Origin of the sequence: Herpetosiphon gulosus, assembly GCF_039545135.1 — a bacterium.
Classification (GTDB): domain Bacteria; phylum Chloroflexota; class Chloroflexia; order Chloroflexales; family Herpetosiphonaceae; genus Herpetosiphon; species Herpetosiphon gulosus.
On sequence record NZ_BAABRU010000019.1, the window covers coordinates 78,514 to 99,654 of the forward strand.

A 21,141-nucleotide genomic window follows, 5' to 3' on the forward strand; every position below is an offset into this window, starting at 1 on the left:
ACTAACTCCTTTGGACAAAGAGCTCAAGCTGTTGCTGAGCAAGTACCATAAAATAAAATAATGCGCTAAGAAGGGGCGGATCAGTTGGCTGCATTGGGCGTAGATGGAGATCAATATGGTTTTGATAGCGACCGTTACGGACCCATAAGGGACGATCACCCATGCCAACCAAAAGATCTTCTCGTTGCCAATCAAGTAATAAAAACGATCGAGGGTCTTGCGACCACTCAAATGCGGTTGCAAAAATGTAATAACGGCCATCGGCAACCGGTGGAAGCATATATAAGCGGGATGCAGGAGCAATCGTATAGGCAATCGGCTTGCCTTGAGGCATTGGCAAGGGATACAAGCCAATCAGCGTGGGTGTTGCTGGCCTTTGGGTTTTAATAGCAACGGGTGTTTGGGCTGCTTGATGGGCATAAACCGAACCCATAGCGATTTGTTTGTGCGAATGAAATATGCTTGGTAATGCCCGTTGTTGGGCTTGTAGAAACGCCTGAAACAAGCGCCAATTGTCTTGATCGGCTAACTCGCGAAACCCTTGCGGTGAAATGCCTACCAACTCGGTAAAACGCGAGCTAAAGGTTCCGAGGCTGTTATAGCCAACCTCGTAGCAAATATCGATCACCCGCAGGGTTGTATCGATCAAAAGCCGTTTGGCGGCATCTATCCGTAGTGCCGTCAGATAGCGGCTTGGCGGAATTCCCACAATCGAACGAAATACTTGATTGAAATAACATGGACTGAAATTAGCCATTTCAGCCATATCATTCAGCGACATAGGATTCCAGAAATTCTGCCGCATCGTTTCAACGACTTGCCGAACGGCCTGTTGTTGCTGCGTAATGCTTGAACGATCAAAGCCTGTGTGCGCCGGTGCGCCATACGTCATACGCGATAGTTCCTTAGCTAGGAGCCTGACCCCAAGACTTCTTGCTGAAGTGGAGTCTGCCAAGTTTGCCAAGCATTATCACCATCGAACCAGAGTTTGCGCTCGACCATGATATATGTTCCATCAGGCTGGGGCTCGTAAATATAAAAATCGGTGATCGGCGTAAGATAAATATGAACTGTTGCCGCCCAGGTATCAGTTGCGTTGACCATATCGTGGAGTTGGCTCGTTTCATCAGGTAAGATCGGGGTTACATAGGCGGCCTTTAATACGCTTGTTTCTTGCTTTTGGAGCCATGCACGCTGAGCTTCGGTGCGGAGAATCTGATATTTTGCTTCGATGGTATGTCCAGCTAAGGCAGCAACAGCCCCAACAGTTCCATTATGATCATGAATTGGGCTGGCGCTTTGGGGTCCCCACAACACGACCACAATTTGAAAATCATCATCAAAGGAATTAAGCAAGATCCGCGTATACAATCCACAACTGGTATTCGTAATATTAACTTGGCGATTGGCTGGCTCCGAGACAAACGCAATCAAGGCTTGCCTTAGTTGGGCAAGTTGGGTCGATTGCGCAAGGGCTTGGCGTTTAATCATTCGAATGGCCTGAATGAGTTCGAGTGGCTTCATCATGGAACTCCTTTTGTTTAGAGCCACCAACGTTCAGCACCCTAAGGCCTGCATCAATCCACGCATGGATTAACGCTATCCGTTGGGTTTGTAAATTTGCCAAGTGTTTTTAGAAATATGGATTGATCAGAAAAGGTATGTACGTGGTTTGGGTGAATGGAATGTGGAATGCTAGAAGTATTGGTAGAGTGATTGGATTGCTTGACGCTAGCATACGCAACGTTTGGGCTAATTACTTCTTCTAGATTGCGCGTTTTTTGGCAAAGAAGGGGGACACTCTTCCATTATGATGCCTCAAATGGAAGAGTGCATGCAGATTTTAGGTTGTCAGGGCTGAGGGTACCGTCAGCAGTGGGGGATCAGTTGGGCGGCGACGGCGTAGACTAATTACGCCACAGCTCGTAAACTTATCTGAACGGAGCATAATAACACTGGCGGTTCTACCAAACCAAGCTGTCTGTTCACAAGGTAAGAGATAGGCCAATGGATCATTCGACCAAGGTATAGCCCCTGCAAATAGATGGTATCGGCCTGGTTTTTCAGCCTTGAGTTGAAAATCGCCAAGTGCATTAAGAAAAACACAACTAACAGGCTGGCCTAAAGGCGCTGCAATTGGATAGAGACCGATAAAAATCGAGCCACTAAAGCTTTCTGGGGCAATGATGCTCCCCTGCACAGACAATGCTTGTTGATCAGGTTTGGATTCATGCACATATTGGTGGTGTAGACGATCCAAGCGCGGAGTTTCAAAGGTAGCCTTGAGCAAGCGCAACCGTCGAGGTGAAACCCCAACAACCTGTGTGAACTGGGTCGTAAACGTGCCTAAACTACTATAGCCAGCCTCGAAACAAATCGCAGTAATACTTAAATCGGTGGTAAGCAACAAACGCTTGGCCCGATCAAGCCGCAGGGTTGATAAAAATTTACCAGGTGGCAGCCCAACCGTTTGGCGGAAGATGCGATTAAAATGGAAAGGGCTAAGGTTTGCAATATCAGCTAATTGTTCCAGCCGTAATAATTCATGTGATTGTCCTCGCATTACGCCAATAACCCGCTCGACCGCCTCGCTATAATGGGTTGTTTGATCGTGATCATGCCACTGTTCTGGGCTTGATGGCTGGCGAATACTCGATAGCGTTCCTCGTTGATCAGCAAGATTCCCCTTTAGCTCGTTGATTAATCCCGATTCCAAGGACATCTCGACCTCCTCAAATGACGATCACCAGATTAGGCTTCTACTCTGGGAGCTAGGTTCGACGTTGAGATGTGGATAGAACTGCGTTTGGCAGCCCAAGCCTGATAATAGAGCCAGAGTCCCCGCAGCATACAAACAAGCGAAAGCGCGAAAAATAGATCAAACACCACATTCGCCATAATTAATAAGCGATAAATCAGCGCTACCGCAACCCCAAAGAGGCACTGATGCCACGGTTTACTGGGAGTTGTCCCAGGATCGGTGATCATATAGAAAGTAAAGAGGGTAAAGGCGACACTCGTCATCGGGAGTAATGCCGGCCCAAATAAATGCCCACTGATGATCGTTCCTAAGGCTGCTTGGAGGACGAACCCGCCAATCCAGCCAAGAATCAGCGGCAAGCGTTTCGTAAAATGAATATTCAGGAATGAGCCAGAAATGACGATGATGACCGGAATTAGCAGATCGGCAATGCCATAGATATTTTCGGTAAAATGATATGGCGGGACAATACTTACCGCAGGAAACAAGACTAATGTCACCGAAATTCCAAAGTTAGATGGGTTGAGAAAGTGGCGTTCGCCCCGGGCATGCGGTGCACGAAACAGAGTTTTAGAGCCAATTGCCACAGCTGAAGCAAAGACAATTGGCCAAATACGCTGGTTGGCATAGACAAGCATACTAATTGCAAGCCCAGTAATATGTGCAGATAGCAGAAAATCGACCATACAACGCCAACCACCGCCATAACGAACAGGCCGTGATTCATCACGGGCAGCCAACCACTCAAGCAATAGTTCCATTCCATAGGTCGTGGCTAGTGCGGCCACAACATATGACCATGGCTGTTCAAAACCAAAGACAGTCCGGCCTAAAATGTTCAAAACGGTAATGGCAATCGCAAAGCGACGGAGCGCCATCACCCGCACATCTGGTTTTGGATCGATCATACTCACACACCTATCTAACGAGCCTCTATGGTACTCAGGTTTGCGTTATCCTTGCTGATTCTGAGGCTTGGTAATCAGCAGCGCCGCAAGAGCATCAATTCGTCGAGCCGAGCAAAATCGTATAATTTCCAGGTTTTAATAATTGGCGAGTTTTTACAATCGCCCCAGCCCTTGTTCGCCAGGTAATTTCGACATTAATCTGACTATCACCCTTCAGATCACCTAAACCGAAGTGCAGATCATAGCTGCGTTTGCCGGAGTGTCCGTTACCACCATCGACTTGGGCAACCAAGGTACGACCATCGGGAAGCGTGATCGTGGCATTTGCGCCAATCGCCGCCAAACTTGGGGTCGGATCGCTCTGATAGCCTGATAGCACGGCCAAAGGCTGATGAACATCGAGCGGTAGTCGTAGGCGAAGGCCCAAAGCTTTGGTGTTAATCGGGCTTGTATTGTGATAGAACCACGATGATTCCCATTGATTGGCTAAGGCAAAATCTAAGCGTCCATCACCATCAACATCGGCTGTAGCAATGCCACGGGTTACATGAGGAGCATCCAAATTAAGCTCGGCTGCAAGATTGTGATAGCGGCCAGTGGCATCACGAACAAAAAAGGGATTAATTTGATGACCAGCAATATCATCGCCAGCTTGAAAGCTGGGCCAACTAGCAGGATCAGCCAATAAGGCATCATTACCAGTTGCTAATTCTTGTAGTTCAGGCCAATTATTAACCGTTCCTTTAACAAATCCGGTTGCCTGCACTATCTCAAGACTGGTGTCGTTATTAAAATCCGCCACCCGAATATCCCATCCCCAGCCGCTGCGAGCTAAACCCAAAGCCTCGCTGTGATCGCGGTAAGGGGCAAGGCCTTGAGTAAAACTTGTTTGATCTCCAGTGCTGAGGAAGGCAAAGTTACTCTCATGCAGTCCATAATCGGTCGTAATGTTGCTGACAAAAATGTCTGGAATAGCATCGCTGTTGAGATCGCTGAATTCAACACCCATCCCCTTGAACGAGTCATGGCCGACCCTTTTTGAGCTTGGAATATTAAATCCCGCTTGGCCTTCCAGTAATAAAAATTTTAGCGTGCCAGGTGTTGATTGATTAAGCAGTAACCGATCAGGTCCGAAATCGTTGGCAATATAGAGTTCTGGTAACAGGTCGCCGTTGAGGTCAGCAGCACCTAGGGCAAACGTCCAGCCATGATTAAGTTCGCGTTCGAGCACCTGCTCAACCGGCATAAACTGACCCCCAAATGGTTGATCAGGACGAGCAGTCCAGCGCAAGAAGTGTTTGTTTCCTCCGTTGAACGCTCGCGACATTGAGGCCTGCATCGACTCAGCCTTGCTAGAGTTTTCATCTAAGATCTGCGCTCCATCGGGAAAATAATTACCTAGAATTAAATCTTGATGGCCGTCGCCATCGAAATCGGCAAGTAACCCTGCGCTGGTATACCAACGTTCGGACTGGCTAATGAGTTCTTGGACAACGAATCGCTCAGCGGTAAGCGAACCATCGGTTGGTTGTTGGAAAAACAGCAGTGGTGTTCGTCCCCAGTAATAAACCAAGAGATCAAGCACACCATCTTCGTTGAAATCACCCGGTAGACATCCCATTGGGGACATCGTGGTTGGGTTATAGGGATGTGGGCTGGGATTAAGCGCAAAGGGCACGTAGCGCAAATCGGCCTGAGGTACGGGAGTAACAATCACTTGATCAATTCGTGGGTCAACATAGCAAATATCATTGGATAACCCGTCAGCATCAAGATCGTTGATGGCGATTGCTGCTCCGACCGATGAGATCCAAGCGCTAATATGGGTCAAGCTCGGATTGACTGTCCGAATAGTCGATTGGGGATAACCACTTAATGTTGGCAGGGTTGAGGGGGTAAATTGAAACGATTTGGCTAATTCGCTGCGTTCTGCTGCCGATAACTGTGGTTCTCGGGCTAAGCCAAAGCAGATCAATAGGATCAGGCTAACGATGAAACGTCCGTGATATTTTTGCCACAAGCTCCTAATCATACGCATAGCACCTCCTATAAGGAAACTTTTAGATACGCAAACAGCCAAGATCTAAATCACCTTGAGATGATCGAAATCTAAACAATGACTGATCGAACTAGCGGTTTCTATACCGAAACTGCCAGTCTTAGCGGCTATCGCAATCGTAAACCACACTGATTGGCAAGATTGGATGCAACGAATTAAAACTTGCCCTGATGGATGGAGCGGTGTTGGGTGGTAACAGTGGATAGAGAGGAGATCGAGATGTTCTATACCTAAAGACAGGTTGTTGTTACCACAGTAGATCATGTTCTTGATGGCGGAAATGTTCCAGCAATGGGTAAAAGGATTGTGGATGGTATTTGAGGATTGTGGTTGATTTAGGGTTTTGCTGTTTCATTTAAGCCATTATGCGCATGGGTTGCTGTTAAAAATTATCCTCCTTGCTATACTATGCTTCGAAATAATCCTGTATGCGGATCTTCAAGCCGAAGCTTAACATATTCGTAGAATAAGAACAACTAGGGATTGCACTTTAGATCGTTCGAGATTTGGTGGTGTTGAGGTAGCTCAATTAATCGTGCTGATCCGCGTTGCGACGGCAATGGATGTGCCCATACCAAATAACCTGCATCATCAGCCTGCTGTCACAATCAATGCCAGTGGGCTTTTTAAATTTAGCTAGATAGTTGATTAATCCTAGACAATTATGGTACTCTAGCGACATTCCAAGCATGCTCATCCATCACTCAAGCCACAAGTATCGTCAATATCCTATAACCGAGCCTTTAGAATATCATTGAATCACAACGATTTAGCCCTTGGTAGTACGCTATTGTTGTGCTCACTAGCCGCAATACTCATCACCAGAATATAGCACAATAGTCCTATGACAGTGTAGGCCTTATCTGAAAGATTGTAGCTAAACACTCCCCCTTATAGAGCTATCTAGATAACTATCAACAACAGGGTAGACAATCTCAGTACAAGGAAGGCAGGCTCTATGTTGCTTAACCGTGTCTTGACGTACCCGCTGCGTCTCTCTCCACTCGAAGCGACATTTGCGCGGCGCGGGTTTCCCATCGGCGATACGCAAAATCAAGCCCGGCTTGAAAGAATCGGCAAAACATTTTTACATGGCTATCACGCTGCGCTCGATAACCAAGGCTTAGGCCAACTCAAACAGCAACTTGAGCAGATCGACCCCCAATTACAGGGTTTCGGCTTCGAAGGCGCAGGCATGGGCTTGGCAATCCTTGATCAACTTACGCCATGGAAAGGCCAGCGCGTCCAAGCGTTTTTAGCCAACGAAGGCCAGCATCAACGCTATGTTATTCATGTTGGGGTTGGTTGGGCCGTTGCACGGATGCGCTGGACGCTGCCAAAGGTGGTGCAAGCGCTTGACCCGATCTTACGCTGGTTGGTGCTCGATGGCTATGGCTTTCATCAAGGCTATTTCGCTTGGCACGAGTCGTTCATCCAGCAGCACCACCCCAAAAAATTCGATGCCAAACAACTGGCGATTTTTGACCAAGGGCTGGGCCGTAGTTTGTGGTTTGTCACCAGTTCCAACCCACGCATGATCGCCAATGTGATCAGCCGTTTTGCCCAAGAGCGCCAGATTAACCTCTGGGCCGGAATTGGCTTAGCTTGTGCCTACGCTGGCAGCAACAATCCCGAAGCCTTGCATGCCATCGCTGAATTGGGTGAAACCTATAGCACCGCGATTGCTCAGGGGGTAAGTTTTGCCGCCAAAACACGTCTTCATGCTGGGTACATCCCTGAGCATAGTGAGTTGGCCTGCCAGATTTTATGCCAGCAAAGCGTGGCTGAAGCGGCGGCTATTACTGATCAACAACTTCTCAGTGTCAACCAGGATGGATCAATTGACTCATACCACCATTGGCAAGAGTTGATTCGGGCTTGTTACTTGAAGAAAGAGGCCGTCGCCGTATGAAACAGACCTTGTTGAAATACCAAACCCAGTTGCTGGCTGTCGCGGTGCTAGTTGGCACGTTTATTGTGGCCCAACCACCAACGCTTTCCCAGGCTGAGCAAGCCGATTTGAGCCAAAGTTTTGGCTTTGCGCAGCAGCCCCTTACCCCATTGGCGGGCCATACTCAGCGCTTTATTCGCCCAGTTAATCCAAGTTTGGTCCATATTGATGCTTGGATCTCGTCGGTTGGGGCGGCGATTGCCCTCAACGATCTCGATAACGATGGTTTATCCAATGATATTTGTTATGTCGATACGCGGATTGATCAAGTGGTGGTACAGCCAGCCCAAGCCAGCAACGCGCGTTATCCAGCCTTTGCGCTTGATCCAAGCAGCCTCAAATACGATGCCAGCACGATGGCTCCGATGGGATGTTTGCCCAGCGATATCAACGAAGATGGCATGCTCGATTTGATTGTGTATTACTGGGGTCGCACGCCAATTATCTTTGTGCAGCAATATCAAGGGGCAAATGTCGATCTCAGCAGCCAAAGCTATGTCGCCCAAGAGCTTGTAACCACAGGCGAGCGCTGGTTTACCAACACTGGTTTGGTCAGCGATTTCGACGGCGATGGGCATCAGGATTTGCTATTTGCCAATTATTTTCCTGATGGCGCGGCGATTCTCGATGCCAAATCGAGCCGCAAGCAAACCATGCAAGCTTCGATGTCACGCGCATTCAACGGCGGCGATAAGCACTTTTTCCTTTGGCAGCAAACCAGCGCCGAGCAAGCGCCATTTGTGGCTGTGCCCGATGTACTCAGCGGCGAGTTGAACCACGGCTGGACGTTGGCACTGGGAACCTACGATTTTAACAATGATCTGTTGCCCGAACTGTATATTGGCAACGATTTCGGCCCAGATCGCTTTTTGATCAATCGATCAACGCCTGGCACGATCAAATTAGAGCTAGCTGAGGGCAGTGGTGGCTTCACGATTCCCACATCCAAAGTGCTAGGCCACGATTCGTTCAAAGGCATGGGCGTTGATTTCAGCGATCTCAACAGCGATCAGCACCCCGATATATTTGTGAGCAACATCACCACGCCGTTTGGTTTGCACGAAAGCAATTTTGCCTATGTCAGCGACCCCAGCGCCAAACTCGATCAAAGTGAATTGCCCGATTACACCGACCAAAGCGAGCAACTTGGTTTTGGGCGCAGCGGTTGGGCTTGGGATATTAAGTTGGCTGATTTCAATAACGATCAGCGCGACGAGATTTTGCAAGCCACGGGCTTTGTCAAAGGCAACATCAATCGTTGGCCTGAGCTGCAAGAATTGGCCACAGGCAACGATCAATTGCTAGCCGACCCCGCCAGTTGGCCGCGTTTCAGCGCTGGCGACGATATTGCGGGCCATCAAATTAATCCATTTTTCAGCCAAGCCGCCGATGGCCGCTACTACGACCTTGCCAAACCGCTGGGCTTTGCACCAACCGTCAGCCGTGGCATTGCGGTTGGCGATGTTGATGGCGATGGCAAGCTCGATTTTGCCGCAGCCAACCAATGGGAAGATTCGATCTTCTACCACAACACCAGCCAAAACAGCAATCAAGCGCTTGGTTTACGCCTACGCATCGCAACTGATGACAAGGCCAGCAGCGTTACAGGTTTCCAACCAACTAGCGCCGCGATTCCAGCGATTGGGGCACATGTCACGGTTAAATTACCCGATGGTCGCACACTTACCAGCCAAGTTGATGGCGGCAATGGTCACTCAGGCAAACGCAGCTACGATCTGCACTTTGGCTTGGGGGCGCTTGATCCACAAACCCAGCTTGAAGTAACCCTGCGCTGGCGTGGCCTTGATGGCAGCGTTCAAACCAGCGTCGTTCAGCTCAGCCCGGGCAACCATACTTTGGTACTTGGCCAATAATTGCGCAAGGAGTTTTGTATGCAAACCGCCGTTCCTGATATTCGAATTATGGCCTTGCGCCGTTTTGCCATCGCCATCAGCTTGCTGAATATTCTTGGCCGCACGATTTTTGGCTTTGAGCAGCCGTGGTCGTATGTGCTGGCCGCCTTGGCAACCACCTATGGCCTGGAAATTGTGTTTGAATTGATGCTGGCTCGCCAGCAAAAGCAGCAGCCCAATTTTATGGGTGGCTTTGGCAAATTGGTCGATTTTCTGTTGCCAGCGCATATTTCGGGCTTGGCGATTAGTATGTTGCTGTATTCGAATCAGCGCGTTACGCCGATTATTTTTGCCTCAGCCGTAGCAATTTGCTCCAAAATTTTGTTGCGTGCGCCGCTGGGCAAGGGCTATCGCCACTTTCTCAACCCATCGAATTTTGGCATTACCGTGACCTTGCTGCTGTTTACGTCGGTGGCTAGCGCTCCGGCCTATCACTTTACCGAAAATCTGTATGGCGTAGCCGATTTGTTGCTGCCTTTGGTGATTATCATCAGCGGCTCGTTTTTGAACATCAATTTCACCAAACGCTTACCATTAATTATTGGCTGGGTTGGTGGGTTTGTGTTGCAAGGACTATTTGCCATGTTCGTGACTGGGCATAGTTTGAATGCCTCGCTCTTGCCGATGAGCAGTTTAGCTTTTGCCCTATTTACCTTCTATATGATCACCGATCCCGGCACAACGCCCAGCCGTGGTTGGATGCAATTTGCCTTTGGCGCGAGCGTCGCAGCAGTTTATCGAATATTGATCATCTTGCATATTCCCTACACGCTATTTATTGCCCTAACCTTGGTGTGTATTGTGCGTGGAGCCTATTTACACTACCATGCTTGGAACACTAAACGCCTCGCAGCAACCCAAAATCAACCAAACCTAGCCTCAGGAGCAGAAGCATGAGCCACGCTATTGCCATCGTCGGGGTAGCATGTCGCTACCCCGATGCCGATTCGCCCAAGGCTCTTTGGGAAATGGCCCTCGCCAAGCGCCGCGCTTTTCGGCGCATGCCCAACCAACGCTTGAATAATCTCGATTATATTTCATCCGATCCGGCAGCGATCGACAGCACCTACGTTGAATATGCCGCCGTTTTGCGTGATTACGAGTTTGATCGGGTGCGTTTTCGCGTGCCTGGCCATAGTTTTCGTTCCGCCGACATGGCCCATTGGTTAGCGCTCGATGTTGCCGACCAAGCTTTGCGCGATGCTGGCTTTGCCGATGGTCAGGGCTTGCCGCGCGAAAGCACCGGAGTGTATCTTGGCAATACGTTAACTGGTGAGTTTTCACGCGCCAACACCTTGCGCTTACGTTGGCCATTTGTAAGGCGGGTGGTCGCGGCTGGTTTGGCAGCAGAAGGCTGGTCGAGTGAGCAACGTGGTCAATTTTTGCAGCAACTCGAACAAAACTACAAAGCACCGTTCCCGATTGTCGATGCCGAAACCTTGGCAGGCGGTTTATCCAACACGATTGCAGGCCGAATTTGTAACCATTTTGATCTCATGGGCGGTGGCTATAGCGTTGATGGTGCATGTTCATCATCATTATTAGCGGTAACGACCGCCTGCACTGCGCTTGCCAGCGGCGAAGTTGATGTAGCCTTGGCGGGCGGGGTCGATCTCAGTCTTGATCCATTTGAGTTGGTTGGTTTTGCCCGCGCTGGAGCCTTAGCAACAGATTTGATGCGCATTTACGACCAACGCTCGGCTGGATTTTGGCCAGGCGAGGGCTGTGGCTTTGTCACCTTGATGCGAGCCGAGGATGCCTACGCTGAGCAACGCTCGATTTATGCCGTGATTCGCGGTTGGGGCATTTCGTCGGATGGCAGCGGCGGGATCACCCGGCCCGAAGTTGCTGGCCAAGTACTAATGCTCAAACGTGCTTATCGGCGCACTGGCTTCAATATTGATCAAGTGGGCTATTTTGAGGGCCATGGCACGGGTACGGCAGTTGGCGATGCAACTGAATTGCAAGCGATTGCCAAAGCCCGACTTGAAGTGCAGAATCCCAATTTGCCCATCGCCGCAGTTGGTTCGATCAAAGCCAACATCGGCCATACCAAAGCAGCAGCAGGCATTGCTGGTTTCATTAAAGCCACAATGGCAGTGCATAACGCAATTTTGCCACCAACCACTGGCTGCGAACAACCACACAGTGCCTTGGAAACCTTGCGTGTGCTCGATGCACCCGAAGCATGGCCTGAGCACACCCCGCGTCGCGCAGGCGTAAGCAGTATGGGCTTTGGCGGCATCAACGCCCATATCGTGCTCGAACAAGCTGAGCAAGCCAAACCAGCCAGCAATTGGCAGCCGTTTATTGGCCAAAACCACAGCCAAGATCTCGAATTAATTGTCGTTGCCAAGGCTGATCGTCAAGCCTTGCTGACTGAATTGCAGCAATTACGCCAACGCGCCGAACAACTTTCCTATGCCGAACTTAGCGATTTGGCCAACCACTATGCCCAAGCCAATCCCACAGGATTGGCTCGTACCGCCGTAATTGCCAATAATCCGCGTCAACTGGCAACCAAACTTGATCTGTTGATCGCTCAGCTTGAAGCGGGAGTTAATCAACAGCTTGATTTCAAACAACAGATTTTTATTGGAATTGGCAAAAAACAACCAACGCTGGGTTTGCTATTTCCTGGTCAAGGTGCACCCCAAGCCAACCCCAAAAGCGCAGTATTTCAGCGCTTTGCCGAATTAAAGCCATTTTTGAGCCAAACCCAACTCAGCCAAGCCGAGCAAATTAACACTGCCAACGCTCAGCCCAATATTGTGCGGGCAACGTTGGCTGGTCTGGATTTACTCAAGCAGTTCAAGCTGCAAGCCAGCGCTGCGGTTGGCCATAGTTTGGGCGAATTAAGCGCCTTGCACTGGGCCGGAGCCTACGATCAAGCGAGCTTAATCGAGTTGGCTCAAGCGCGTGGCCATGCTATGGCGAATTATGGTCAAGCTAATGGTGGCATGGCCAGCATCGGCGCAGATCCAAGTACAATCAAAAGCTTGATCAACGGCGATCAAGCGGTGATTGCTGGCTATAACGGGCCACAGCAAACCGTGATTGCTGGCAGCCGCGAGGCCATGAGCACGCTGGTTGAGCGGGCACAGCAGCAAGGCTTGGCCGCCACCAACTTGGCAGTTTCACATGCTTTTCATTCGCCAATGATGCAGCCAGCGATTCCAGTGCTCCAAGCGCATGTCGCGAACATTAGCGCTCAGCCATTGCAAAGCACCGTCTATTCAACCATCACTGGTACAAAACTTAGTGCTCAGATTGAGCTTGGCAGCTTGCTCAGTCAACAATTGACTGATCCAGTGCGTTTTGTTGAGGCAATTGAGGGCCTGAGCGAGTGCGATTTGTTGATCGAAGTTGGCCCGGGCACGATTTTGAGCCGCTTGGCCAGCGAATGTATCGGCGTGCCCGCAGTTTCCTTGGAGATTGAAAGCAATTCGCTAGCTGGCTTGTTCAAGAGCCTCGCGGCAGCCTTTGTGCTAGGCAGCCCGTTGGATTTGAGCTATCTAGCCCAAACCCGCTTCAGCCGCCCATTTGATTTACGCCATGAACCAAGCTTTTTGACCAACCCTTGTGAAACAGCCCCAGCCCAACTTGATGATCACCAGCCAAGTTTGAGCCTCGCTTCCAGCCCTAGCGCCCAGCTTGTCAGCCCAAGTAGCAGCAATGCAACTGAGCCACTGCAAATTGTGCGTGAGTTGGTGGCTGCTCGCAGCGAGTTACCACTGGCCTCAATCAACGATAGCGACCATGTGCTTGGCGATTTGCACCTTAATTCGTTGACCGTTGGCCAGATTGTTAGCGAGGCGGCCCGCCTTTTGGGCTTGCAACCGCCTTTGGCCCCAACCAGCTATGCCAACGCCACAGTTGGTCAATTGGCCCAAGCCATCAGCGAATTGCAAAACAGCGCTAATACAGCCAGTGTTACCCCGGGCTACCCAGGCATTGCGCCGTGGGTCGAAAGTTTCGTGATCACGTTGGTTGAGCAACCAGTGCCAGCGCCCAAAATCAGCCGTTTGGCCAGCCAATGGCAATTGTTCCATGAGCCAGATTATGCTTTAGCGAATACGCTGAGCAGTGTATTTCAACAGCAAGCAGGCCAAGGCGTGGTAGTTTGCGTTGGCGAGACGGTTGATGGGGCAACGATTAAGCGTTTGCTTGAGGCTGCCCAATTTGCCTTGAGCCAACGCAACCCTCAGCATTTTGTGTTGGTGCAACATGGCGAGGGCTTGGCAGGTTTTGCCCGCACCTTGGCCTTGGAAAATCCGCAATTAGCGGTCGCAGCGGTGCATGTACCAATCGATGCGCCCAAAGTTTGTGATTGGATCGTGGCCGAAGCGCTGACCAGCACTGGCTATCTCGAAGCTCACTATGATCACAACGGGCGACGCACCAGCCCAATCCTAGAATTGATCACGCTTGGCGACAGTAGCGAATTACCGCTCGGCCCCGATGATCTGATTTTGGCGACTGGCGGCGGCAAAGGCATCACCGCCGAAAGTGTCTATGCAATCGCCAAAGCCAGCGGAGCAAAATTGGCCTTATTGGGCCGTTCGCAACCAAGCCACGACCGTGAATTAGCTCAAAATTTGCAGCGCATGCAGGCCGCAGGCATCACGGTTGGCTATTGGGCGGTCGATGTTGGCGATGCTGCCAGCGTGCAACAGGCAATTAATGCCATTCAAGATCAATTAGGCACAGTGACGATGGTGCTGCATGGCGCTGCCCGCAACGTACCCAGCCTGATTCGCAACCTTGATCGAGCCAGTTTTGAGGCAACTTTAGCCCCCAAAGTCCAAGGTTTGCACAACGTTTTAGCGGCGCTCGATCAGCAGCAATTGCGCGTTGTGGTTGGCTTTGGATCGATCATCGGGCGCATGGGCTTGGCGGGCGATGCTGATTATGCCGTGGCCAACGAACAAATGCGCCGAATCATCGAACAAGGCCAACACGATTATCCCAATTGTCGCTGGCTTAGCATCGAATGGTCGATTTGGTCGGATGTGGGCATGGGAGTGCGGCTGGGCGGGGTCGATCAATTGCTCCAAGCTGGCATCAGCCCAATTCCGCCCGATACGGGAATTAACTTGTTGCTACGTTTGCTGGCTAACCCAATCGCTAGCAGCCATGTGGTCGTCACTGGACGCTATGGCGAATTACCAACCTTGCAAACGATTCAACCAGAGCTACCATTCCTGCGCTTTCTTGAGCGCCAATGTTTGTATTATCCGCAGATCGAATTGATTGTTGAGGCTCAACTCTCGTCGAGCAACGACCCATATGTGGTTGATCATAGCTATCACGGCGAACAACTCTTTCCGACGGTGATTGGCCTCGAAGCCATGGCCCAAGTTGCCATGGCCTTAACTGGCTCGCAGCAGATTCCAACATTTGAGCAGGTTGCACTCCAACGGCCCATTGTTGTTCCCACCAACGAGCCACTGACGATTCGGATTTGTAGCTTGCAAGTAGCCAAGGGCGTGGTCAAACTAGCGATTCGCAGCCAAGAAACCTTATTTCAAGTTGATCACTTTAGCGCGGTTGCTCGCTTCGATCAGCCCGCCAACTTCAGTGCTGCACCCAACCAAATTGACTGGCCAGTGCTCACGCTTGATCCTGTTGCTGATGTGTATGAGCCGTTGCTGTTCCATCAAGGCCGATTCCAACGCTTGCAAAACTATCGCTATTTGACGGCGCGGCACTGCATTGCCAATTTGGCGACACGCAACGAGCCATGGTTCGGGCGCTATCTGCCGCAGCGCAGCGTTTTAGGCGATGCGGGCATGCGCGATGCCTTGATTCATGCTTTGCAAGTGTGTGTGCCTTATGCCCAAGTCCTGCCAGTTGCAGTTGAACGGATTATCTGCCAAACCCCCAATCAGCCAAGCGATTGGACGATTTATGCCCAAGAACGCGCTTGGGATGGCAACATGTTCACCTATGATGTGATCGCCATCGATCAACAAGGCCAAGTCGTGGAAGAATGGCAGGGTTTGCGCTTGCAACTCGTCGAGGGCAGCGGCTATAAAGGCGCATGGCCTGCTAGTTTGATTGGCGCATATCTGGAGCGACAAGTGCGCCAAGTGCTCCCACAAACCAGTTTAACTATTGCCGTCGAAACTGATCCAGCGCTCGAACGCCAACAACGCAGCGATTTGGCGCTACAACGAGCAATCGGCCAACTTCTGCCAATTCAACGGCGCAGCGATGGTAAGCCCGAAATAGCAGATTATGCGGTTTCGGCTAGCCATCATGGCCAATTGACCCTAGCAGTTGCCGCTCAAGAGCCGATTAGCTGTGACATTGAGCCAATTAGCCCACGCAGCATTGAGCAATGGCTTGATCTGCTTGGCGCTGAGCGCATGCAACTGGTCAAGGTCATTCAACAGCAAACTGGCTGGACGCTTGGCCAAACGGCAACCCAGATTTGGACAGCCTTGGAATGTTTGAGCAAAGTTGGCGCTGCCTTCGATAGCCCGTTGCGCTTTGAGCCGCAAGCCTCAAATAGTTGGTTGGTATTGCAGACTGGTCAGTATCGAATTGTATCGCAGCCGCTAAATGTGCGTGATGCAGAGCTGCCAGTTGTGGTTAGTATGTTGGTAGGAGCCTAAACCATGCACGAGGCCTATGAATATCGGCATATTGTTGGGTTTGAAGAAACCAACTTAGTTGGCAATGTTTATTATGCCAATTATGTGCTGTGGCAAGGGCGTTGCCGCGAAATGTTTCTGCGCGATCATACGCCAGAGTTGGTACAGGCTTTGGCTCATGATTTAGCCTTGGTTACCACCTCGGTTAGTTGCGAGTATCACTCTGAGCTATTTGCTTTTGATGATGTGGTGATCGAAATGCGGCTCAAGGAGCTGTTGCAAAATCGTGCCTTGATGAGCTTTCGTTATTTTCGCCAAAACGCTGATAGCCGCACGCTGGTAGCGCAAGGCGAACAGGGCATTGCCTGTATGCGACGGACAGGCGATGAACTCCAGCCTGAGCCATTTCCAGCAGCCTTACGTGCGGCGCTGCAACGCTATTATCAATAAAAGGAGGAAGATCGCATGCATCAACCAACAACCATGACCAACAACCGTGGAAATTTTCGTTTCAGCCGATTGATGGAATTGCTCAACGGACGCTGGCATAAACGCGCTAGCTACGCCTTTTTGGTGATTGTGGCCGCCCATTGGGCCGAACATCTCAGCCAAGCCTTTCAAGTCTATTCGCTGAATTGGAAGCTTTCCGAAGCTAATGGCGTGCTTGGTATGTTCTTTCCATGGCTGATTAGCTCGGAATGGCTGCATTACAGCTATGCGATTGTGATGCTGGTAGGCTTGATTATGTTGCGGCCAGCCTTCCAAGGACGCTCACGCATTTGGTGGAATATTGCCTTAGGATTGCAAGTTTGGCATCACTTTGAACATTTTCTGTTGCTATTGCAAGCCTTGCTGGGCACAACTTTCTTTGGCGCAGCCACTCGCACCAGCATTTTGCAACTGTTCTATGCCCGTATGGAGCTTCACCTATTCTACAATATTGTGGTGTTTTTACCGATGATGGTCGCCATGTTCTACCATGTGTTGCCACCAATTGGCGAAAAAACTACTCCAACCTGTAATTGCGCTTGGCATCAAAAGCCAGCGATTTAATGCCCTTACCCCCAACCTCTCTCCCACTGAACGTGGGAGAGAGGGAGCACCATACATTATGGCAAAACCAACAAATGAAAGCCCCTCGCCCGCTGCGGCAGGGGAGGGGCTTCTTACAAGGTATCAAGGGTAGGTTTTTAGATCCCTCACCCCAACCCCTCTCCCACTGCGGCGGGCGAGGGGCTTTCCAATGGTCATGATTCGGATGGTTCCCCCTCGCTCGCGTGCGGGAGAGGGGGCTAGGGGGTGAGGGCATAAACATCGATTCCAAATCCCACTCAATCCTTGTTAAAACCTACCCTTGAAAGGAGGGGGCTAGGGGGTGAGGGCGTGAAAATCAACGGTGAATCCAACCCCATGATTGTTAAAACCTACCCTTGAAAGGTTGGAGTGAGGGAGCGACAGAACAGTTTATAATTCAGCTCGCCGTTGGCTCAACAAACCCAGTGCCAACGCAGTGATCAGCCCATACACCGCCCATTGTGCCCCCCGCCCAAAGTAGTATTCGAGGGCATAAATTCCGGCAACATGTCCAAATTTACACCCAAATAATCCATCGTCGTTGCTACAGGCAAATTTGGTAAATAGTATGTGGGCAATACCAAAGCCAATGCCGCTAGCTAGAATCAACACCCATGCGTTCCTAATTATTGGCTTAATCGCTTGATACAAGCCCCAGCCCAATAATAAACCACCAGCCCCAGCCAAAATTCCAGTTTGATAAAATGCATCATTGGTATGAACATAATGCTCCAGTAAAATACTTGCGATACCTAACCCAATTAAACGATATCGGCAGGGACGGAGGATAGGGAGAACAATAATCCATAGTGCTACTAGCACAATTGGAAGCACTATGAACATTATCCAGACATCGATAATCCAGTAGAGCCATTGCTCAAGTAATGGGTCATCAACAATCCCATTAATAAACATCCAGAAGTAATCAATTGGAAAAGGGAGAACAATTTCAGCCAACCAGCCACCAAGCCATGTCGCCAGAAACCAGCCCAACCAGCCATAGCGTAACAATAGCGCATTCACCGCCGCAACCCGATAGGTTGGTGTCGTCTGCATCAATTATGCTCCTGCTCAAAAGAGTTCTGCTCATAGTATCGTTGCTATCACGAGGGCGATAGTGCAGATTTATCGCAGGTTGGTTGCACGATCCCAGCATACCTTGCAGAACCAACAAATGAAAGCCCCTCGCCTGCCGCAGCGGGAGAGGGGTTGGGGTGAGGGACTAACCGTTTATACTTCAGCTCGCCGTTGGCTCAACAAACCCAATGCCAACGCAGTGATCAGCCCATACACCGCCCATTGTGCCCCACGCCCAAGGTAGTATTCGAGAGCATAAATTCCGGCATAATGCCCAGTTTTACAACCGAACAAACCATCATCGTTACTACATGCAAATTGAACAAAGAGGCTTTGAGCTATACCAAATGCAATACTGCTAGCAGGGATTAATAGCCACGCTTTTTCGATCATTTGTTTTGTTGCTTGATACAAACCCCATCCCAGTAAAAATCCTCCGACTGCTCCTAAAAGTCCTGTTTGATACAATGAATCGTATGCTTCCGCATACCTATCAATTGAAATACTTGCGATACCGAGACCAAGTAAATGATAACGATAGGGCTTGAGTATAGGGAGAACGATGACCCATAATGACATCATTACAAGCGGGAGCAACAAGAACATACTCCAAATATCAATGATCCAGTAGAACCATTGCTCGAGTAGTGGGTTATCAACAATACCATCAATAAATATCCAGACATAATCAATAGGAAATGGGAGAACAATTTCAGCTAACCAACCACCAAGCCATGTCGCCAGAAACCAGCCTAACCAGCCATAGCGTAACAATGGCTCATTCACCGCTGCAACCCGATAAGTTGTTTCGTTAATCATTACTCGTTCTTTCTATTTAAACGAGCCGTAGCAGCAACCTAAGGTTGCTGCTACGGCTTACATTATTAAAAATCAGCGATCCGCACATTATCCAAATAGAAGGTTTGGGCGTTGCCGTTTTGTTGAATATTGTGGAAATTCACTCGAATCGATTGACCTTTAAATCCTGACTGATTTAAGGCTGTGCGAATATCAATTTTGCTGCTTCGGATATCGGTATACCAAAAATCACTAGCTCCTCGCGTACCACTGCCTGGATATTGGGCTAAGCGATAGGTCGCAAGGATCGCGCCATTTGAGGGCGATTGTAGCGATACCTCGATCCAGCCACTGCTTGGGAGATAGGTTGAATAGGCATAATCGAAGCGTAAAAACTTGGTGCTCGATAGCAAATCGACATATTGAAATAGCTCATTGGTCATGGGGATAGGATTACACGTGCCACATTCGGGTGGGTAAATCATTTTCCCAATATGGCCCGCATACAAACCATGATTTGGCTGTGCCCAGCTTGGCACCGCAAAGGCATTGGCCCAAACTCCCGTGCGATGGCTCCATCCCAACAGACTTCCTGCCTCAAAATTACCGTTGGTAAAGCCATGACTCGATAGCTTAAGATTTTCGCTCGAGCCAGCAGCAAGCCGCAGATATGTGTGTTGTGTGGTTGTGCCAACGACAGGTGTTAGGAGGTTGTAGACAATCTCTTTTTGATTGGCTGGTATGCTATTAAATGCTGTTCCCAAGTCAAAGCCTTGTTTGCCCATTATCTTATAGAGTGAGTTAGGTCCATCGGCTCCCCATGTCCAGCCGGGATCGTTGGGAATCAAGCCATCAAAGCCAACATAGCCTTTCACTCCTTTACCGATGAGGAGGCTGGATAAGTCGGTTTCCTCAGCTGAATTACAATGAATAAGAGACCAGAGGCTGTTGGGGAATGTTTTTCCCTTGTAGTAAGTTTGATAAAAACGAATGGTTGTATTTAAAAGTGTTTTACCATCTTTTATATCTACGCTTATGTTCTTTGCATCAATATCTGCACGATATTCACTTTGTGCCGCAGCTGTTGCTAGATGTCCAGTCGTAATGGTATATCTGTTAGCGACCCCGGTGTAGTATCCATGGCCGATGGTATGAATCACCCCATACTGATCTAATTGCTTATACAGTGGAATGCGTGCATCGGCTTGCTGATAGACTTCAACGGTAAACCTGGCTGCCTGTAAATAAGCACGAACATTCGGAACGCTGGTATTAGCAACAGTATTACCACTTGGCAATGAGTTTAAGATAATCGCCCGATTGGAGTTGGTAAAAATCGGTGCAGTATTGGCGACCGGAAGCATGCGATCAGCAATCGGCTCTGGTTCAATGCTGCTGGCGAGGCTGGTGTTTGGACTTGGCCTATTGCTAGCGCCCAAGGTGGCATTCTCTGGATCTTCAACCCAAATGCTGTTGCTCAAGCCCGAATCGTAGTCAATCTCAATTCTTGGTTGATCGATCAGCCGTACTTGGGCAACCCCTGGCTGGTTTTCTAACCAATTGAGTAACTCAAATTGGGCTTCAACAATCGTTAGGCGGCTTTTAAGTTGCTCAAACTGTGCTCCCGCCGCATCCAACGTATCAAAGAACACATCCCATTCAGCATCAGGGCGTTTTGCGACGACCTCAATACCTAGGGTTGCGATCAGCAACGGTTGTCCAAAAACTTGTTGGGATTGAACCACAAGCGATTTTTGACCAGCAGTCGTCCATGTCGTTGTTCCACGGGCAATAAAAACTCCATCATTGGCCAATACATCGCCATTCAGCCCATCATCACGAAACTGAGCGATGGTACGAATGGGGTTGCTCAACGGAATGTGTCAAGCACGGTGAAACAGATGACAACGGAGCAAACGGACGATTAAAGAAGGATTATTCGCGCAATGCCACCGCGATCGACGGATCAGCTGGCCCGACTGGGCGGTTAATCCACACCGC

Annotated in this window: 14 protein-coding genes; 6 read left to right on the plus strand and 8 right to left on the minus strand. The window is 49.8% G+C overall.

What is annotated here, in order from left to right:
- Position 1 precedes the first annotated feature (1 nt).
- The 5 genes from ABEB26_RS21440 to ABEB26_RS21460 form a co-directional block, all read right to left on the minus strand.
- A complete protein-coding gene (locus tag ABEB26_RS21440) occupies positions 2-892 on the minus strand; it encodes a helix-turn-helix transcriptional regulator (protein ID WP_345724124.1) in 891 nt (296 codons plus the stop codon).
- A gap of 17 nt (positions 893-909) precedes the next feature.
- A complete protein-coding gene (locus ABEB26_RS21445) occupies positions 910-1,527 on the minus strand; it encodes a cysteine dioxygenase (protein ID WP_345724125.1) in 618 nt (205 codons plus the stop codon).
- Positions 1,528-1,843: 316 nt separating this feature from the next.
- Positions 1,844-2,722, minus strand: coding sequence for a helix-turn-helix domain-containing protein (locus tag ABEB26_RS21450; RefSeq protein WP_345724126.1), 879 nt, complete (start codon positions 2,720-2,722; stop codon positions 1,844-1,846).
- Between the two features lie 29 nt (positions 2,723-2,751).
- Positions 2,752-3,669 carry an RnfABCDGE type electron transport complex subunit D gene (locus tag ABEB26_RS21455; RefSeq protein ID WP_345724128.1) on the minus strand — a complete coding sequence of 306 codons (918 nt, stop codon included), beginning with the start codon at positions 3,667-3,669 and terminating at the stop codon, positions 2,752-2,754.
- Positions 3,670-3,763: 94 nt separating this feature from the next.
- Positions 3,764-5,701, minus strand: a complete 1,938-nt coding sequence (locus ABEB26_RS21460; RefSeq protein ID WP_345724139.1) for a CRTAC1 family protein — start codon at positions 5,699-5,701, stop codon at positions 3,764-3,766.
- A gap of 985 nt (positions 5,702-6,686) precedes the next feature.
- On the opposite strand from ABEB26_RS21460, the gene ABEB26_RS21465 reads away from it, so the two are divergent.
- The 6 genes from ABEB26_RS21465 to ABEB26_RS21490 are packed head-to-tail and all read left to right on the plus strand — an operon-like array spanning position 6,687 to position 17,244.
- Positions 6,687-7,640 carry a DUF1702 family protein gene (locus tag ABEB26_RS21465; protein WP_345724129.1) on the plus strand — a complete coding sequence of 318 codons (954 nt, stop codon included), beginning with the start codon at positions 6,687-6,689 and terminating at the stop codon, positions 7,638-7,640.
- A complete protein-coding gene (locus ABEB26_RS21470; RefSeq protein WP_345724130.1) occupies positions 7,637-9,553 on the plus strand; it encodes a CRTAC1 family protein in 1,917 nt (638 codons plus the stop codon). The genes ABEB26_RS21465 and ABEB26_RS21470 overlap by 4 nt, the downstream gene beginning before the upstream one ends.
- 18 nt (positions 9,554-9,571) lie before the next feature.
- Positions 9,572-10,489 (plus strand): enediyne biosynthesis protein UnbU, encoded by a 918-nt coding sequence (locus tag ABEB26_RS21475; RefSeq protein ID WP_345724131.1) that lies wholly within the window; start codon positions 9,572-9,574, stop codon positions 10,487-10,489.
- Positions 10,486-16,212 carry a type I polyketide synthase gene (locus ABEB26_RS21480; protein ID WP_345724132.1) on the plus strand — a complete coding sequence of 1,909 codons (5,727 nt, stop codon included), beginning with the start codon at positions 10,486-10,488 and terminating at the stop codon, positions 16,210-16,212. The genes ABEB26_RS21475 and ABEB26_RS21480 overlap by 4 nt, the downstream gene beginning before the upstream one ends.
- 3 nt (positions 16,213-16,215) lie before the next feature.
- Positions 16,216-16,641: an acyl-CoA thioesterase gene (locus ABEB26_RS21485; RefSeq protein WP_345724133.1), complete on the plus strand. Its 426-nt coding sequence runs from the start codon at positions 16,216-16,218 to the stop codon at positions 16,639-16,641.
- 15 nt (positions 16,642-16,656) lie between these two features.
- A complete protein-coding gene (locus ABEB26_RS21490; RefSeq protein ID WP_345724134.1) occupies positions 16,657-17,244 on the plus strand; it encodes a hypothetical protein in 588 nt (195 codons plus the stop codon).
- Positions 17,245-17,655: 411 nt separating this feature from the next.
- On the opposite strand, the gene ABEB26_RS21495 is transcribed toward ABEB26_RS21490, so the two are convergent.
- The 3 genes from ABEB26_RS21495 to ABEB26_RS21505 form a co-directional block, all read right to left on the minus strand.
- The gene (locus tag ABEB26_RS21495) at positions 17,656-18,321 is read right to left on the minus strand and encodes a hypothetical protein (protein WP_345724135.1); all 666 of its coding nucleotides are present in this window, start codon (positions 18,319-18,321) and stop codon (positions 17,656-17,658) included.
- 174 nt (positions 18,322-18,495) lie between these two features.
- Positions 18,496-19,161, minus strand: coding sequence for a hypothetical protein (locus tag ABEB26_RS21500; RefSeq protein ID WP_345724136.1), 666 nt, complete (start codon positions 19,159-19,161; stop codon positions 18,496-18,498).
- Between the two features lie 65 nt (positions 19,162-19,226).
- Positions 19,227-21,014, minus strand: a complete 1,788-nt coding sequence (locus ABEB26_RS21505) for a hypothetical protein (RefSeq protein WP_345724137.1) — start codon at positions 21,012-21,014, stop codon at positions 19,227-19,229.
- Positions 21,015-21,141: the final 127 nt, after the last annotated feature.

Coding starts and splice junctions, on each gene's coding strand:
- ABEB26_RS21465 (WP_345724129.1), top strand. CDS start 6,687: ATGTTGCTTAACCGTGTCTTGACGTACCCGCTGCGTCTCTCTCCACTC.
- ABEB26_RS21440 (WP_345724124.1), bottom strand. CDS start 892: ATGACGTATGGCGCACCGGCGCACACAGGCTTTGATCGTTCAAGCATT.
- ABEB26_RS21485 (WP_345724133.1), top strand. CDS start 16,216: ATGCACGAGGCCTATGAATATCGGCATATTGTTGGGTTTGAAGAAACC.
- ABEB26_RS21470 (WP_345724130.1), top strand. CDS start 7,637: ATGAAACAGACCTTGTTGAAATACCAAACCCAGTTGCTGGCTGTCGCG.
- ABEB26_RS21490 (WP_345724134.1), top strand. CDS start 16,657: ATGCATCAACCAACAACCATGACCAACAACCGTGGAAATTTTCGTTTC.
- ABEB26_RS21460 (WP_345724139.1), bottom strand. CDS start 5,701: ATGATTAGGAGCTTGTGGCAAAAATATCACGGACGTTTCATCGTTAGC.
- ABEB26_RS21495 (WP_345724135.1), bottom strand. CDS start 18,321: ATGCAGACGACACCAACCTATCGGGTTGCGGCGGTGAATGCGCTATTG.
- ABEB26_RS21450 (WP_345724126.1), bottom strand. CDS start 2,722: ATGTCCTTGGAATCGGGATTAATCAACGAGCTAAAGGGGAATCTTGCT.
- ABEB26_RS21455 (WP_345724128.1), bottom strand. CDS start 3,669: ATGATCGATCCAAAACCAGATGTGCGGGTGATGGCGCTCCGTCGCTTT.
- ABEB26_RS21500 (WP_345724136.1), bottom strand. CDS start 19,161: ATGATTAACGAAACAACTTATCGGGTTGCAGCGGTGAATGAGCCATTG.
- ABEB26_RS21475 (WP_345724131.1), top strand. CDS start 9,572: ATGCAAACCGCCGTTCCTGATATTCGAATTATGGCCTTGCGCCGTTTT.
- ABEB26_RS21480 (WP_345724132.1), top strand. CDS start 10,486: ATGAGCCACGCTATTGCCATCGTCGGGGTAGCATGTCGCTACCCCGAT.
- ABEB26_RS21445 (WP_345724125.1), bottom strand. CDS start 1,527: ATGATGAAGCCACTCGAACTCATTCAGGCCATTCGAATGATTAAACGC.